The organism is Amycolatopsis sp. cmx-11-51 (assembly GCF_047608665.1).
Taxonomy (GTDB): Bacteria; Actinomycetota; Actinomycetes; order Mycobacteriales; family Pseudonocardiaceae; genus Amycolatopsis.
Map to the genome: position 1 here is coordinate 1 of NZ_JADNQO010000024.1, position 13,464 is coordinate 13,464.

Genomic DNA, 13,464 nt, shown 5'->3' on the forward strand with positions numbered 1-13,464 from the left:
ATCGGTCAAACGACGCGCCCGAACTGGTTTTGCCATCCACCCAGACTGACGCCCCGACGATCACCCGCCACGAACGCCGACCGGCGTGTCGCCAACCCGGCCAACGTTCATGGACACAGCACTAGGCGCAAGTTCATGTACTTGGGCTACGCCTCGTCTCGGGCCAGAGAGGCGTGCACTGGGCGGGAGACCCGATCGGACCGATCAGTGGACTGTCACGACCCCAGCGCCGCCTTGGCCACAACCCGCACAAGACAAGTCACCTTTGCCTTACCTCTCAATAGGTTCCTGGGGCATGGTCACTCCAGGACTCACCGGGCCTGCTGAGCGCAAGAACTCCGTGCGCACTGTCCGGGTAGGCCGAGACGGCGGCTCGAAGCCGTGCAATCAATGCCCTGCCGCGCAACGGTTGTCGTCCTGAGTGATCGGGTGCCGGGCGGGAAGGCCGCCGCCCGTCCGGGTCGGCACGTATCGGCCTGCTGCGTCGCGAAATTCCCGAAGAAGGCTCACGAAGCACCGCAACCGGACGACGCGGTGATCAACGCAGCCCATCGACGTCAGGGGGACGATCCCTCGGAGCCACGAAACGGCCGTTCGCCGCCACCGGGACTGTGTTTTGCGCGCCCAGTGGCACGGTGACGGAAGCCGCCCGGCCGACGCATTGGTCTGGGAAGCCGGGTCAAGTGACGGTGATCTTCGCGGCGGGAATGGTCAGGCGGGCGTGGTTGAGGTCGGTGTTGACCACGGTCACGTCGGTGAAGGTGAGGCTGGGCAACACCAGCGGCGGAGGACGGTCCGGGGTGAAATCGACCGGGAGGCCGATGAGCCCGAGCACGCTCAGGGTCCCCTTCAGCCGCAGGGTGAGCAGCTCGATGGGGTGGCCGGTCGCGGTCGAGACGCTTCCGGGTGGTGCGGTGATCCTGCCAAGGTGGCCGTCGACCAGTTCGCTCGTCTGGACCAGGCTGGTGATGTCGATGCGGCTGGCGGTGAATCTGAGCACTTCGACCGGCACGCCGCCCACCCTGGTGGTGCCGACACCGTGGTACCGCAGGCCGTTCAACTGCAGGACGGAGGCCGTCAGCACCCACACCCGGCCTGCCGGAGCAGCGGTGGTGCGGGCCGAGGGGGCAGCCGCCGGGGCGACGACCAGTGCGGCGACGAGGAGGACCGTGATCCCCGCGGCCCTGGTCCGTGCTGAGCCCGGCCCGTCTTCCTGGTCGCGATCCCGCTCGCCGGTGGCCGGTGGCGCCCAGGAGAGAGCCAGAGCCCCGCCTATGAGTCCCAGCACGGTGCCCACCAGAAATCCGCCGAGGTTGCTGGTGACCAGCGCGACCAGCGAGACGAGGATCGCGGTCACGCCGGCGGCGACCCGGTACTGCGGCCTGATCCACAGCGACACCGCGCAGATGAGGAGCAGGGCGCCGATCAGCAGCGCCGACACCCCGCCGATGGTTCTGATCGAGAGCACCAGGTCACCCAGCCGGAAGGAGGCGTACGGCGGAAGTCCTATCACGACGGAGGCGGGCAGCAGGAACATCCCGGCACCGAAGGGCCGGTGCCGTCGCCAGCCGCGGAATGCCCGCCATCCGGCCTTGATCCGCCCGAGCGGAGCAAGGCCGATCATCGGTCCGGCCCGCGGCCGTCGGCCAACTCAGAAGCATTCATTCTTGCCACTCCTCAGCGACAACGCGAGGTTCTTCAGCCGCAGCGTCTGCGCATTGGTGCTCCACGCCGTTTGCCGGAGCTGGCCGATGGTCGCGCCGGTGGCCTGCAGCCCGAACGCTCCCGGCCTGCCCTTCGCCGCTTCCGGCCCCTTGGTCAGCTGAGCGGCGTCGATGCCGATCTGGGTGTCGGTCAGGCGGAGATCGCCGGTGAGCGAGGCGATGCCGATGATGATGTCCGTGGACTCCATCCCGCCCGGCCCTCCCGAGAGGAGCACCAGGGTGACGTCCCCGACCACGGGCACCTTCGGCAAGAACACCGACTGGCAGAAGTTGTCCAGCGTGGCCTTGCGAAAAGCGCTCACCGCGACGGCGTGGGCTTGACCGCTGCCCTGGTCGACATCCCCGTACTGGACGAAACCTTCGCCCACCAGCTTGTCCGCGCTGATCTTGAACGAGCCACCGGACACCGCGAACGACGCCGCGAGCGCTCCCTGTGAAAGCCCGGTGAGCAACAGCGCCACCCCCGCCAGCGCCAGTCCGAAGATCCCGGCGAACCGGGCCCACCGCGTTCTTCCTCGCGATTCCGAGCGCTTCATGTTCCCGTCCTTTCCTCGGTCGCCCGGTCGTCGGGCGACCGGGCGACGCCTTGCTTCAGCATGGGGTGATCGTGGGGCGGCTCAGGCCAGCCTTCTGCCGAGTGCGCGCCCGGCGACCCGGCCGGAGAAGATGCAACCGCCGAGGAACGCGCCTTCCAGGGCGTGGTAGCCGTGCATTCCCCCGCCGCCGAACCCGGCCGCCTCACCGGCTGCGTACAAGCCGTCGACGACGGACCCGTCCGGGCGCACCACCTGTGCGTCGAGGGTGGTCTGCACTCCGCCCAAGGTCTTGCGAGTGAACAGGTTCAGGCGGATCCCGTACAGGGGCCCGTGCGCGGGGTCGAGCAACCGGTGCGGGCGGGCGGTGCGCATCAGCCGCTCGACCTTGTACTCGCGCAGGTTGCGCAAGGACATCAGCTGCAGATCCTTGGAGTAGTCGTTCCGCACCTGCAGGTCGCGCGTCGCGGCCTCGTGCTCCACCCCCGCGAGGTCCAGCGGTGTTCCGGGGGTGAGTGCGTTCATCGCCTCCACGAGCGCGGGCAGCGTCCGGCCGACCACGATGTCCTCGCCGCGTTCGAGGAAGTCGCGCACCGGCTTCATCAGGCTCTTCTTCGCCCGCAGCAGCAACAGGGCGCAGTTCTTGCCGGTGATATCGGGGTTTTCCGCCGATCCCAGCAGGTCGAACTCTTTGTCCACCATCGTCTGGGTCATGATGAGCCACGAGTGGGAGTGGCCGTTCAGGGTCAGGTGCCGCAGCGCGTTTCCGGCGGTGTGGCCCGGGAACAGCGGTGGCGGCAGTCGCCGTCCCGCAGGATCCAGCCACAGGGCCGAGGGGCCGGCCAGGAAGTGCACCGCGTGGCGCGACCAGGTCGGGCTGTGGTGCTTGAGCCCCTCGGGGTAGTGCCACATCCGGTCCAGGTTGACTACCGAGCCACCGGCACGTGCGGTGATTTCCAGCATCCGCCCGTCGACGTGCGCCGGTACGCCGATGAGCATCGATTCCGGGTAAGCACCGAAGCGGCCGGTCGGCCAGTTGGCGCGTACCAGGTCGAGGTTGCCGCCGAGACCGCCTGAGGTGACGACCACCGCTTGCGCTCGCAGGTCGAACGTGCCGATCTCTTGCCGCGTGGAGGCCGCGCCGCGCGGCGCGTCCGAGGGTGCCAGCAGCGCACCGCGCACACCGACCGCGGCTCCGCCTTCGACGACGATCTCATCGACCCGGTGCCGGTGCTTGAAGCTCACCGCCCCGCGTGCGGCGGCGTCGAGCACCGGGTCGCGGAAGGCCCGTACGACCTCGGGTCCGGCGCCCCACGTGGCATGGAGCCGGGGCACCGAGTTGCCCGTCCCGGTCGCGGTGCCCGCCCCGCGCTCGACCCAGCCGACGTTGGGCATCAAGGTCAACCCGAGCATGCGCAGGTAGTCGCGCTTGACACCGGCGGCGAAGCCCAAGTACGCCTCGGCCCAGGCGCGAGCCCACTGGTCTTCCCGGTCGCGGTCGAACCCCGCTGAGCCCAGCCAGTCGGACAACGCCAATTCCAGCGAGTCCTTGATGCCCACTCGCCGCTGTTCCGGGCTGTTCACCAGCAGCAGGCCGCCCTGCGCCCAGTGCGCCTGCCCGCCGAGGTTGGCTTCGTTCTCCTGCTCGACCACGAGCACCCGCTGTCCGGCCCTGGACAGCTCGAAGGTCGCGACGAGCCCGGCCAGCCCGGCACCCACGACGATGACGTCCGCCGCATCGCTCATGACAGCAGCTCCCCGTGTACCTGGTCGCCGCCGACGTCGGCGAGGAATCGACGAACCGCGCGGACCAGTTTCTCCGGGGCCTCCGACGGCAGCAGGTGGCTGGCACTCGCGACCAGAACCAGCCGTCCGTGGCGCAGTCTCCGGCGGGCCGCGATGCCTTGCCAGAAAGGCAATTGCCGGTCTTGCACGCCCCAGGCGACCAAGGTCGGCATCGGCAACTCCCGCAATCGGCGCAGAAAGGGGTCGCGCTGTCCGAAGAGCCCGATTGTGGCGCGTTGCAAACGCAGGCTCGTCTCCAGTGCCACCGGGGTGGAGGCCACCAGGGTCTGGCTTGCCCACCAGGCCGCGTGGATGCGCCAGGGCTGGCACGATCCGGCCAGCGCCACCGCCGTGACGAGCAGCAGGGGGCCCAGCGGCAGCACCGGGATCAGCAGCGGGGTCAGATCTCCCAGAGGGGTGACAGATTGCAGGATCATGTACGGATTGACGGCGCGTCCCAGGCCTGCGGAATCGACCAGCACCAGAGCCGACACCCGACTCGGCTGGTCCAGAGCCGCGTGAACCGCCACCGCTCCTCCCAGTGAATGCCCGACGAGCACGAGCCGCTGCAAGCCGATGACACGGGCGAAGCGCCACACGAACGCCGCCAGCGCCGCGACCGAGGCGTCGGCGATCGGCTCGGTGTAGCCGTAGCCCGGGAAATCGACCGCGATGACCCGGTAATGGCCCGCGAGGCCCTGGATCACGTCGTACCACTCCTCGGACACGGACCCTTGCCCCGGGAGCAGCAGGACGACCGGACCGGTGCCGGCTGCCAGGTAGCGGGTGGCCGTGCCGTCCACGTCGATCCAATGCTCCCCGATCTCTCGCGCTTGCTCGGCGACGGAAGTGGTCATGGGGTTCTCCTCGCGTAGGAGTGCGGACACTCCGGACCACACGGTGCGGAGGCTCGACACCTGTACGGGCTCTCCCGCGACAACCTGGGAAAGCCCACGATCAGACCGTAATACGCGCCGCGCGGCGCGGGCAGGCGCACTTGAGGCGCTCGAGGGCGCAGATACCGCGTGGCCGCGCGCCGTTCACGCAGAATCAATCGGCCACCGGCGCCGTCGACCGGTGCGGGATTCTTGACTATGTGTGGCGATCGCGGCCGCTATAAGCCGGGACCGCGTCGAATATGAGTCCGAACGGGTTATTTTCCGCACGTTTAGAGACAAATGGAGACTTTCACTCCAACGGCTTATCTAAGCGGCTCGAAGCTGCGCCTAACATCACTTTCCATGCCTATAACCCATGCCTACAGGGGTGAAAACAGCGCCAGAGCAGGGCTCGCGGACAGTGCGACGTCCACCCCCGCCCTCGGCACGATGTGCGACGAAAAATGTGACATCGCTCTCAATTTCATTCCTTGGCAGTTCTCCGGGCTTTCGCAGTGGCGAAGCCGGATTTGCCGAGTAGGCACCTCGATCATGCGGGTTCGCGACGTTCGATTGCGCTGTTCGGATGCGTGACGACTTTCTCCTACGACCTTCGTAACGTAGCCGGGAAAGAAATCCGCCCCGGCCGTCTCCCGGCCGTCAATCCGGATTCGACATCGGGAGCCCCGACGGCCATCGGACCGTCTGATTTCGCCGCGGCCGTCCGGTGAGAGCACCTCCCGGGTGGTTTATGAAGGGGCTGCTGTGCGGGCAGGGAAGAGGATGATGGCCGTGACGCCGGCACTGCCGCGTTATGGCGTGAGTGACGCCGGAGCCAGCGACGTGAGATCGCACAACCGTTGCGGCGCAAGGCGATCATCGTGCCGGAAGCGGGTCGCCACTCGTGGTTCGCCGAGCTGTGGATCACCGGTGTCGCCCCGGTGCCTTGCGGAACGCGGTGCGAGGCGCCGACCACCCTGCTCGACCAGAACCGGAATCTCTTCCGCGGCAAGCAGATGTCGTTGGCGGACACGGGTCTTTCCGCTAGCTCTGCGTCGTGACCCAGCGGACGCGACCTGCCCGGCGTGCTCACCCGCGTCACGCGACCCCTGCCTGCCTTGCCATCGCCGGACGGCGCACCGGGAAAACCGCCTGACCAGCACGCAGCCGCCACCGAATTCACGGTTTCACTCGTCCAGGACACGAAGGAGACAAAGGTCATGAGTAGCCGACCGCCAGCGAGTCGGAAGGCGAACGAGCGACTGCGAGCCGTGATGGAGGAGGCGGGGTGCTCCAACACCGGGCTCGCCCGCCGGGTCAACATGTGCGGCGCAGGGCGGGGGCTGGATCTGCGCTACGACAAGACATCGGTGGCCCGCTGGTTACGGGGCCAGCAACCGCGCGGCCCGGCGCCCGCGGTCATCGCCGATGCGCTCGGGGACAAGTTGGGCCGCCCGGTCACCGTGGACGAGATCGGCATGGCGCCGGACACCAGCACGGCACCCGCCGCGGGGCTGCGGTTCGAGCCCGTCCTGACAGACGCACTTCACCACGTTCGCGCCCTGTGGCACAGCGACGCTCAGCGCAGTGGCCCGCTGACGGGCGAGGTGCTGCCGGCCTCCGTGCTCGTGCAGCCCAGTCGCGACTGGCTGATCGGTGTCCCGGACGACGTCGCCACCGACGACGGGCCCGCCACGGACGACGTCGAGGCGGTGCGCGCGACGACCGCCGCGTTCGCCGATCTCGACCACCGCTATGGCAGCGCCGGCATCCGGCCCGTCGTCGTCCACTACCTCGACAGCGTCGTTGCCCGGCCGCTCGTGGACTTTCACCGCGATTCGGCCGGGCGGCAACTGCTCGGCACCGCCGCCCGTCTCACCGAACTGGCCGGGTACATGGCGGTCGACACCGGTCAGCCAGGCCTCGCACAGCGCTACTACATCCAGGCTCTTCGCCTCGCCCAAGCCGCGGACGACCGGAGCATGGGCGCGTATCTGCTGGCATCGGGAATGAGCCGGATGGCGCTCGCGCTCGGCAGTCCCCACGAGGCCGTCCAACTCGCCCGGGTGGCACAGGAAGGGACGCGAGGCGGGGCAACCCCCGAGGTCGAAGCGGTCTGCCATGTCGCCGAGGCGCGTGGCCACGCCATGCTGAGCGACGCGAAGGCCTGCAAGCGAGCCGCAGGCAGGGCGATCACGGCGCTGGAGCGCGGCGGCCGGGGCTGGGAGCCGGCCTGGGTCGCGCACGTCGATCAGGCCTACCTGGCCGAGGAACTTGCCCGGTGCGCCCGTGACCTCGACCAGCTCGCGACCGTCGTGCGCTGGTCTCGCGAAGCCGTTCAAGGATGTCCCCCCGGTTGGTCACGGCGCCGTGCGCTCAGGCTGATGCTCCTGGCCACGGCACAGTTGCAGATGGGAGACGTCGAGCATGCCTGTCGCACCGCCAAACAGGCGGTCGAGGTGCTCAAAGGGGTGCACTCCGCGCAATGCGCCGTCGACCTCGTCGACTTCAGCGGGCGGCTGGGGGCGCTGGGCCACCCGGAGGAAGCACGCGAGTTCGCCGCCGCGCCGGAGGCGAACTGACCTGCCCGGTGCGCGAGCCGGTCCGGCGACGGGACAGCGCCGGACCGGCTGACACGCGGCGTTGCTCACGGTACCCACTTGGCCTTGTCGGGCCGGTTGGCGGTCATGCGGTGGAACGCCCGTGGCACGTCGACCTTCTTCAGGAACGCTTCGATGAGGACGAGCCGGTCCGTGGCGGCGGCGGCCCGGGTGAGCGCCCTGTCCAGCTCGGCGGGGGTACGGGCGGACAGCACAAGAGGGTTCGGTACGCCGAGCGCGGCCGGGACGTCGGACCAGTGCCAGCGGACCACCTCGTTGTAGACGGCGCTCGCCCCGTGGGTGATCCGCTCGACCGTGTAGCCGTCGTTGTTCACCAGGACCACGATGGGATTGACCTGGTGACGGCCGAGCACGCCCAGCTCCGGCGCGGTGAGCTGAACCGCGCCATCGCCGATGAGCAGCAGTCCGCGCCGGGCCGGTTCGGCGAGTTGCGCGCCGAGCAGCGCGGGGACGGTGAACCCGATGGATGACCACAGCGGCTGGGAAACGAAGCGGGCGCCATCGGGAAACCGCTGCTCCACCACGCCGATGAGCGCCGTGCCGCTGTCGGCGTAGACGATGTGCTCGGGCCGCACGGCCTCGCCCACGGCTTTCCAGAGGTAGGACTGGGTCAGCGGCGTCCAGCGTCCGCACAACGTCCGGAAGAGGGCCGTGGCGGACTTCTTCACCACCGTCGGGAGATTCCCCACCGGCGGGTTCGCCGTCGAAGAAACCTGCCGTCGCGGCCCCGTGACGGACGCGCGGGCCGGCGGGCGCTCCTTGATCAGCGCCGTCAGTGCCGTCAGGGCGGCGGCCAGCGGCACGCCGGGGAACTCGACGCCGTTCACCCGCGCGGTCGCCGGTCCGAGCTCGATGGCCTTCCCGGGATCGAATTCGTGCGTGAACTTGCCGGTGGCGTGATCGGTGAGCAGCACACCCGCCATGATCAGCGGGTCCGCGCGGTCGATGGTGGCGCGAACGTCCGCCTCGCTCATGGCACCCGCGTACAGCCCGAGGAAGCCGGGGGCCTGCTCGTCCACCACCGTCTTGCCCGCCATCACCGTCGCGTGCGGGAGCGGCCCGGCCGCCAGCAGCTCGGCCAGCTCCGCGCGGGCGTCGAACCGGTCCACCAGGAAGTCCGCCAGGACCGCGACGTCGTCCGACTCGGCGAGCCGCGCCCGGGCAGCCGCGCGGAAGTTGTCCAGGCTGCCAGGGTGGGCGACTTTCAGATCCGGCCGATTCAGCGGCGGAAGCCGCGGCGCGGGACCGAGGGCGACGTCGCGCGGTACGCGCAGATACCCCGGCCGGCTCTCCCGCAGGCAGGCGGTCACCACGCGGTCGACCTCGAACAGGGCGTCCTCGGCGCGCAACACCGCGTCCGCGCACACCACCTGCCGATGCGCTCGGGCGAACCGGTCGAAATCACCGTCCCCCATCGTGTGGTGGACCGCGCTGCCCGCCCCCTCGGTGTCCGTGGTCGGTCCGATCACGATGTGGAGCACCGGGACGCGCTCGGCGTAGCTGCCCGCCACGCCGTTGATCGCGTTCAGCTCACCCACACCGAAGGTGGTCAACAGCGCGCCGAAACCGTTGACCCGTCCGTAACCGTCGGCGGCGTAGGCGGCGCCCAGCTCGTTCGTCGTCCCGACCCACTCCATCCGCGGATGGGCGACCACGCGATCGAGTACCTTCAGGTTGTAGTCCCCCGGCATACCGAACAGGTGCCGTACTCCCAAGGCGCACAAGCGGTCCAGGATCTGGTCGATCACCGTGGCGCTCGTTTCCGGTGGCCTGGTTGTCATCTGCTTTCCTCTCTTGGCGTGGGAATCCGGCGTCGCACCGGTGTTCCGCCGGGACGCGGTGCGCCCGGTTCGTGCGGACCGCGCACCGGGGTGCGGTGGTCGAGCGTGCGTGCCCCGGCTGCGCCTTGTGGCAACCTCTTCCACTGCCCATGCTTTCCGGCATGGGAGAGGAACTGTCCCGGCGATTGGTGCCCGACCGGTTGTGGGCGGTGATCGGGCCGCTGGTACCGGAATTCGGCCCACGGCCGCAAGGAGGCGGGACCACCCCGCTGGAGGGCAGGGACGTCTTCACGGCGATCGTGTTCGTGCTCGTGAGCGGCTGCGCCTGGCGCCGGTTGCCGGACACGTTCCGTGTCTCCCCCGCGACGGCGCACCGTCGCTTCCTCGCTTGGACCGAAGCGGGGGTGTGGGAGTGCCTGCGACGGACGCTGGAGGGGCGCCCCGATCTCGGCGACGACCGGGAATGGGCGGTAGCGATCGTCGACATCGCGCTCACCCGGGCGGAGTGCCGCGGTTGATCCGCATCGTCGTGCCCGCCGACGCCCGCTCGTCGTATGCGCTCCCCGCCGTCACCTTCCTTCGTCGCCCACGCCCGGCCGGCCTTGCCCGTACCTGGCTGTGGGGCCGCACCTCGCGATACGTGCGATGGTGAGCGGCTCGGCGGGCATGCTGCTGTGCATGGGAAATCCTCCAGGCCGATGTCACTTCCGGAATACGGATCCCGGATCTGCGGTCCGTGCCACCGACCGTATGCGGTGACGCGACGTGCGTCGCCTGTCGCGGCCGTCTCGTGTGGTGGGCCCATCGCCACGTGGCGCGCACTCGTTCGCCACCGCCCTATCCGGACGACTTGCCGTCCTGGGTCCCGCGTGCTGCCCTGTGACAGCGAAGCGGCGGAACGGGGGCCACGACGGGTTTCGGCACGTCGCCCCATCGTCCACGTGAGACAGCGCTCTGGTGGCGCACACGGCGTCGTGGTCGGGGCACGGGTCCCACGGCGAGCCACCTCGCTGCGCCTTTCACACCTCTGTGGCTCCCGGCGAAGCCGCGACCCCCCAACGTGCCTGCCGACGCGCACCACGCGGTTCTACGGTCTTGCGGAGAAGTGAATGCCAACGGCTCGTGACCCCGCCACCGCCCTCCAGAGCCGGGCATCCGCCGCCACCACAGCGAGGTTCGGTCGACCGCCGGTCCGGTGAGGAGCACGACCAGTGGAAGCGCATGACCCCGAGCAGCACACCCAGGATGAGTCCAAACCTCCGGTGCCACCACCGAATGCCGGAGCACGGCGGTGGTATCGCGAGCTGCTGAAGGCGGTCGAGGCCGGGCCAGACCCCGGTGACGAACGGTTTCGCGACACCGCCTGGAACTCCCCCGGTTACCGGATCCTGCTCCGGGGATACCTGGTGTGGCGCCGGCTGGTGCTGGCGAGCGCCGAGGTCCCGTTCGTCCCGGCGTGGCGTCGGCCGCAGGCACGGCTCCTGGCGGAACTCGTCGCCGAGGCGTCGGCGCCCGCGAACACCTTCATCGGCAACCCCGCAGCGCTTCGCCGCGTCGTGACCACCCGCGGCGCGAGCCTGGTCCGCGGCACGAGCAACTTCCTCGACGACGTGGTGCACCGCGGGGGCCGTCCGGCCAAGATGCCCACAGGTGCCTACCGCCTGGGCACGAACCTGGCCACCACACCCGGCTGGGTCGTGTACCGCGACGACTTGATGGAAGTGCTCCAGTACGAGCCGCGGACCACCGAGGTGCGTCAGGTTCCCCTCCTGCTCATCCCCGCGTGGGTGAACAAGTTCTATATCTTCGATCTGGCCCCGGGCCGGAGCCTCGTCGAGTGGGCGGTCCGGGAAGGGTTCACGGTGTTCGCCGTCAGCCAGCGGAACCCCCTGCCCCACCACGAACAAACGGGGTTGGACGAGTATTTTCAGCGGGTTCCGCTACGCGCTCTGGATGTGGCGCGGGAGATCACCGGCTCCTCGGAAGTCCACTTGACCGGGGTGTGCGCGGGCGGCATGCTCGCGGCGTCCCTCGCCGCCTGGCTCGGCGCGGCCGGTGAGTCGGGTGCGGCGTCGCTGACGCTGCTGGTGTCCGCCCTTGATCACCTCTCGCCTGAGGACGGCGTGAACCGGTGGTCGGACCTGGAGATCAAGCTGCTGACCCGTGTCCTGGCCAACCGCGAGGGCCTGGTCGACGCCGGCCGCATCAGCCTGCTGTTCGACCTGCTGCGCTCGCGGGACACGCTGTGGCAACCGTCGATCTCGGGCTGGCTGATGGGGGACCGGCCGGAGCCCTTCGACATCTGGGCGTGGAGCGAGGACGGGGTGTCCGTGCCCCGCGTCCTCTTCGAGCAGACGCTGCGGTTGTCGATCGACAACACATTGGCCCGCGGCCGGCTGCGGCTCGCGGGCCGGCCGGTCGACCTTGCCGCTGCCACTCAGGACGCTTTTGTGGTCGCCGGTGTCCGGGACCACATCGTCCCTTGGCAGACGGTGTGCCGCGGCGCCGGGCTGCTCGGCGGTGACGTCGCGTTCCACTTGGTGCCCTCTGGGCACGTGGGCAGCATCATCAGCCCGCCGCGCCCCAAAGCCGCCTACCGGACAGGACCAACTCCTCTACCGGACGACCCCTCGGAGTGGTGGGCCGACTCGGTGCCACAGCAGGAGTCCTGGTGGCAGGCATGGACCCGGTGGCTCGCGCCCCGTTCGGGACCGTTTGTGCCCGCCCGTGCCGCAGGGAGCGCCCGGCATCCCGCCGGCGGTCCCGCGCCAGGTCAGCACGTGCGATCGCGCTGACCGGGCGCCCGATGCTCATCACAACAACAGACCAAGTCGTCAACCCGAGGAGGAAGAGCGTGAGCACCTTCACTCCTCGCCGGGTGACGGAAGGTGTCAGCGGTCAGCTGGAGTCCCCCTCCCCCGGGCGGCCACACGAGGACGGCCATCGTGGTTCCCGACTAACGGCCAGTTGCACGCTCGGTAGCGCCTCCACGAGCTACCGGTCAACGCCGAGATGCCCGGTCCGAGCGCCGGGCGCGAACATCACTCCCCGAACGTCCGGCCCCCGACCTGGGTTATGGAGCATCGCCGAAGCGAAGCACGCGGACGCCACTCCGGTCGTTTCGGATTCAGTCCTGCCTCGGCACGCATCCGCGACTACGCAACGCGCCCCTCGCTGACGGCCGGATAGCTCCCCGATAACAGGCCGCCAGTGGGGAGAAGGAACTGGCCACTGACAAGAAGGCTCCGCAAAGCACAGAGACCTGTCCGCCGCCCTCCGGTCGTCGGGCACAACGACACCAAGGAGTCAATTCATGATTCTTGACCGGTTTCGCCTGGACGGCAAGGTCGCTGTGGTGACCGGCGCCGGTCGCGGCATCGGCGCGGCGAGTGCCATCGCGCTCGCCGAAGTAGGAGCGGATGTCGTCCTCGCCGCGCGCACGCGGTCACAACTGCTCGCGGTGGCAAAGGCAGTGCGGGGGAAGGGTCGCCGAGCGCACGTGGTGCAAAGCGACTTGTCCGACCCGGATGCCGGCGCGGCGCTGGCCGGTAATGCCGAGGCCGAATTCGGCCGACTCGACGTGGTGGTCAACAACGTCGGCGGGGGTCGACCCGGTCCGCTGGGGCGCAGTTCAACAGAATCTCTCGAAAAAGCCTTCCGCTTCAACGTGTCTACCGCGGACGCGCTGACGCGTGCCGCGGCTGAAGTGATGCTGCGCGGTGACGGTGGCGCGATCGTCAACATCTCGTCTGTGATCGGACGCGTCGCCGGTCGCGGGTTCCTCGCTTACGGGACGGCCAAGGCGGCGTTGACGCACTACACCCGCCTCTCTGCCGCAGATCTGTCGCCCCGGGTCCGGGTCAACGCCGTGGCACCGGGCACCGTGCTCACGCTGGCGTTGCAGAAGCTGGTCGGCGAGGGGCCGACGCGCGAACGCGCCGAGGCGTCGACGCCGCTAAGGCGTATCGGCGATCCGCAGGACGTCGCAGCCGCCGTCCTCTACCTCGCTACGGACGCGAGCGCCTACTTGACCGGGAAGGTGATCGAGGTTGACGGCGGGTTGCACGCGCTCAACGTCGACCTGGACCTTCCCGACCTGTGAGCCCCCACAGCGCCAAACGACTTCTTTCACGTTGCCGTAG

Annotated in this window: 10 protein-coding genes; 5 read left to right on the forward strand and 5 right to left on the reverse strand. The window is 69.3% G+C overall.

What is annotated here, in order from left to right; genetic code table 11:
- Window positions 1-679: 679 nt before the first annotated feature.
- The 4 genes from ACM6LU_RS37005 to ACM6LU_RS37020 all read right to left on the reverse strand — a co-directional run bounded on the left by ACM6LU_RS37005 (window position 680) and on the right by ACM6LU_RS37020 (window position 4,899).
- Complete coding sequence (locus ACM6LU_RS37005) at window positions 680-1,624, reverse strand: DUF6114 domain-containing protein (protein ID WP_414942522.1); 945 nt, start codon at window positions 1,622-1,624, stop codon at window positions 680-682.
- A 27-nt stretch (window positions 1,625-1,651) separates the two neighbouring features.
- Window positions 1,652-2,260 carry a DUF6230 family protein gene (locus ACM6LU_RS37010; protein WP_414942523.1) on the reverse strand — a complete coding sequence of 203 codons (609 nt, stop codon included), beginning with the start codon at window positions 2,258-2,260 and terminating at the stop codon, window positions 1,652-1,654.
- An 81-nt stretch (window positions 2,261-2,341) separates the two neighbouring features.
- Window positions 2,342-4,003, reverse strand: coding sequence for an FAD-binding dehydrogenase (locus ACM6LU_RS37015; protein ID WP_414942524.1), 1,662 nt, complete (start codon window positions 4,001-4,003; stop codon window positions 2,342-2,344).
- On the reverse strand, window positions 4,000-4,899 hold the full coding sequence (locus ACM6LU_RS37020; RefSeq protein WP_414942525.1) for an alpha/beta fold hydrolase: 900 nt from the start codon (window positions 4,897-4,899) through the stop codon (window positions 4,000-4,002). Before ACM6LU_RS37020 ends, ACM6LU_RS37015 begins: the two co-directional genes overlap by 4 nt.
- Window positions 4,900-5,801: 902 nt before the next feature.
- On the opposite strand from ACM6LU_RS37020, the gene ACM6LU_RS37025 reads away from it, so the two are divergent.
- Together ACM6LU_RS37025 and ACM6LU_RS37030 are read left to right on the forward strand one after the other, a co-directional pair.
- Window positions 5,802-5,981: a hypothetical protein gene (locus ACM6LU_RS37025; protein ID WP_414942526.1), complete on the forward strand. Its 180-nt coding sequence runs from the start codon at window positions 5,802-5,804 to the stop codon at window positions 5,979-5,981.
- Between the two features lie 159 nt (window positions 5,982-6,140).
- Entirely contained in the window at window positions 6,141-7,502 is a 1,362-nt protein-coding gene (locus ACM6LU_RS37030; RefSeq protein ID WP_414942527.1) for a hypothetical protein, read from the forward strand.
- A 65-nt stretch (window positions 7,503-7,567) separates the two neighbouring features.
- Here ACM6LU_RS37030 and ACM6LU_RS37035 read toward each other — a convergent pair whose 3' ends face one another.
- Complete coding sequence (locus tag ACM6LU_RS37035; RefSeq protein WP_414942528.1) at window positions 7,568-9,322, reverse strand: alpha-keto acid decarboxylase family protein; 1,755 nt, start codon at window positions 9,320-9,322, stop codon at window positions 7,568-7,570.
- 161 nt (window positions 9,323-9,483) lie between these two features.
- Between ACM6LU_RS37035 and ACM6LU_RS37040 the strand changes: the two genes are divergently transcribed.
- From ACM6LU_RS37040 to ACM6LU_RS37050, 3 genes are all read left to right on the forward strand, one after another.
- The gene (locus ACM6LU_RS37040) at window positions 9,484-9,840 is read left to right on the forward strand and encodes a transposase (RefSeq protein ID WP_414942529.1); all 357 of its coding nucleotides are present in this window, start codon (window positions 9,484-9,486) and stop codon (window positions 9,838-9,840) included.
- A gap of 693 nt (window positions 9,841-10,533) precedes the next feature.
- Complete coding sequence (locus tag ACM6LU_RS37045) at window positions 10,534-12,117, forward strand: PHA/PHB synthase family protein (RefSeq protein ID WP_414942530.1); 1,584 nt, start codon at window positions 10,534-10,536, stop codon at window positions 12,115-12,117.
- Window positions 12,118-12,635: 518 nt separating this feature from the next.
- On the forward strand, window positions 12,636-13,424 hold the full coding sequence (locus ACM6LU_RS37050; protein WP_414942531.1) for an SDR family oxidoreductase: 789 nt from the start codon (window positions 12,636-12,638) through the stop codon (window positions 13,422-13,424).
- Window positions 13,425-13,464: the final 40 nt, after the last annotated feature.

Coding starts and splice junctions, on each gene's coding strand:
- ACM6LU_RS37005 (WP_414942522.1), bottom strand. CDS start 1,624: ATGATCGGCCTTGCTCCGCTCGGGCGGATCAAGGCCGGATGGCGGGCA.
- ACM6LU_RS37010 (WP_414942523.1), bottom strand. CDS start 2,260: ATGAAGCGCTCGGAATCGCGAGGAAGAACGCGGTGGGCCCGGTTCGCC.
- ACM6LU_RS37015 (WP_414942524.1), bottom strand. CDS start 4,003: ATGAGCGATGCGGCGGACGTCATCGTCGTGGGTGCCGGGCTGGCCGGG.
- ACM6LU_RS37020 (WP_414942525.1), bottom strand. CDS start 4,899: ATGACCACTTCCGTCGCCGAGCAAGCGCGAGAGATCGGGGAGCATTGG.
- ACM6LU_RS37030 (WP_414942527.1), top strand. CDS start 6,141: ATGAGTAGCCGACCGCCAGCGAGTCGGAAGGCGAACGAGCGACTGCGA.
- ACM6LU_RS37035 (WP_414942528.1), bottom strand. CDS start 9,322: ATGACAACCAGGCCACCGGAAACGAGCGCCACGGTGATCGACCAGATC.
- ACM6LU_RS37040 (WP_414942529.1), top strand. CDS start 9,484: ATGGGAGAGGAACTGTCCCGGCGATTGGTGCCCGACCGGTTGTGGGCG.
- ACM6LU_RS37050 (WP_414942531.1), top strand. CDS start 12,636: ATGATTCTTGACCGGTTTCGCCTGGACGGCAAGGTCGCTGTGGTGACC.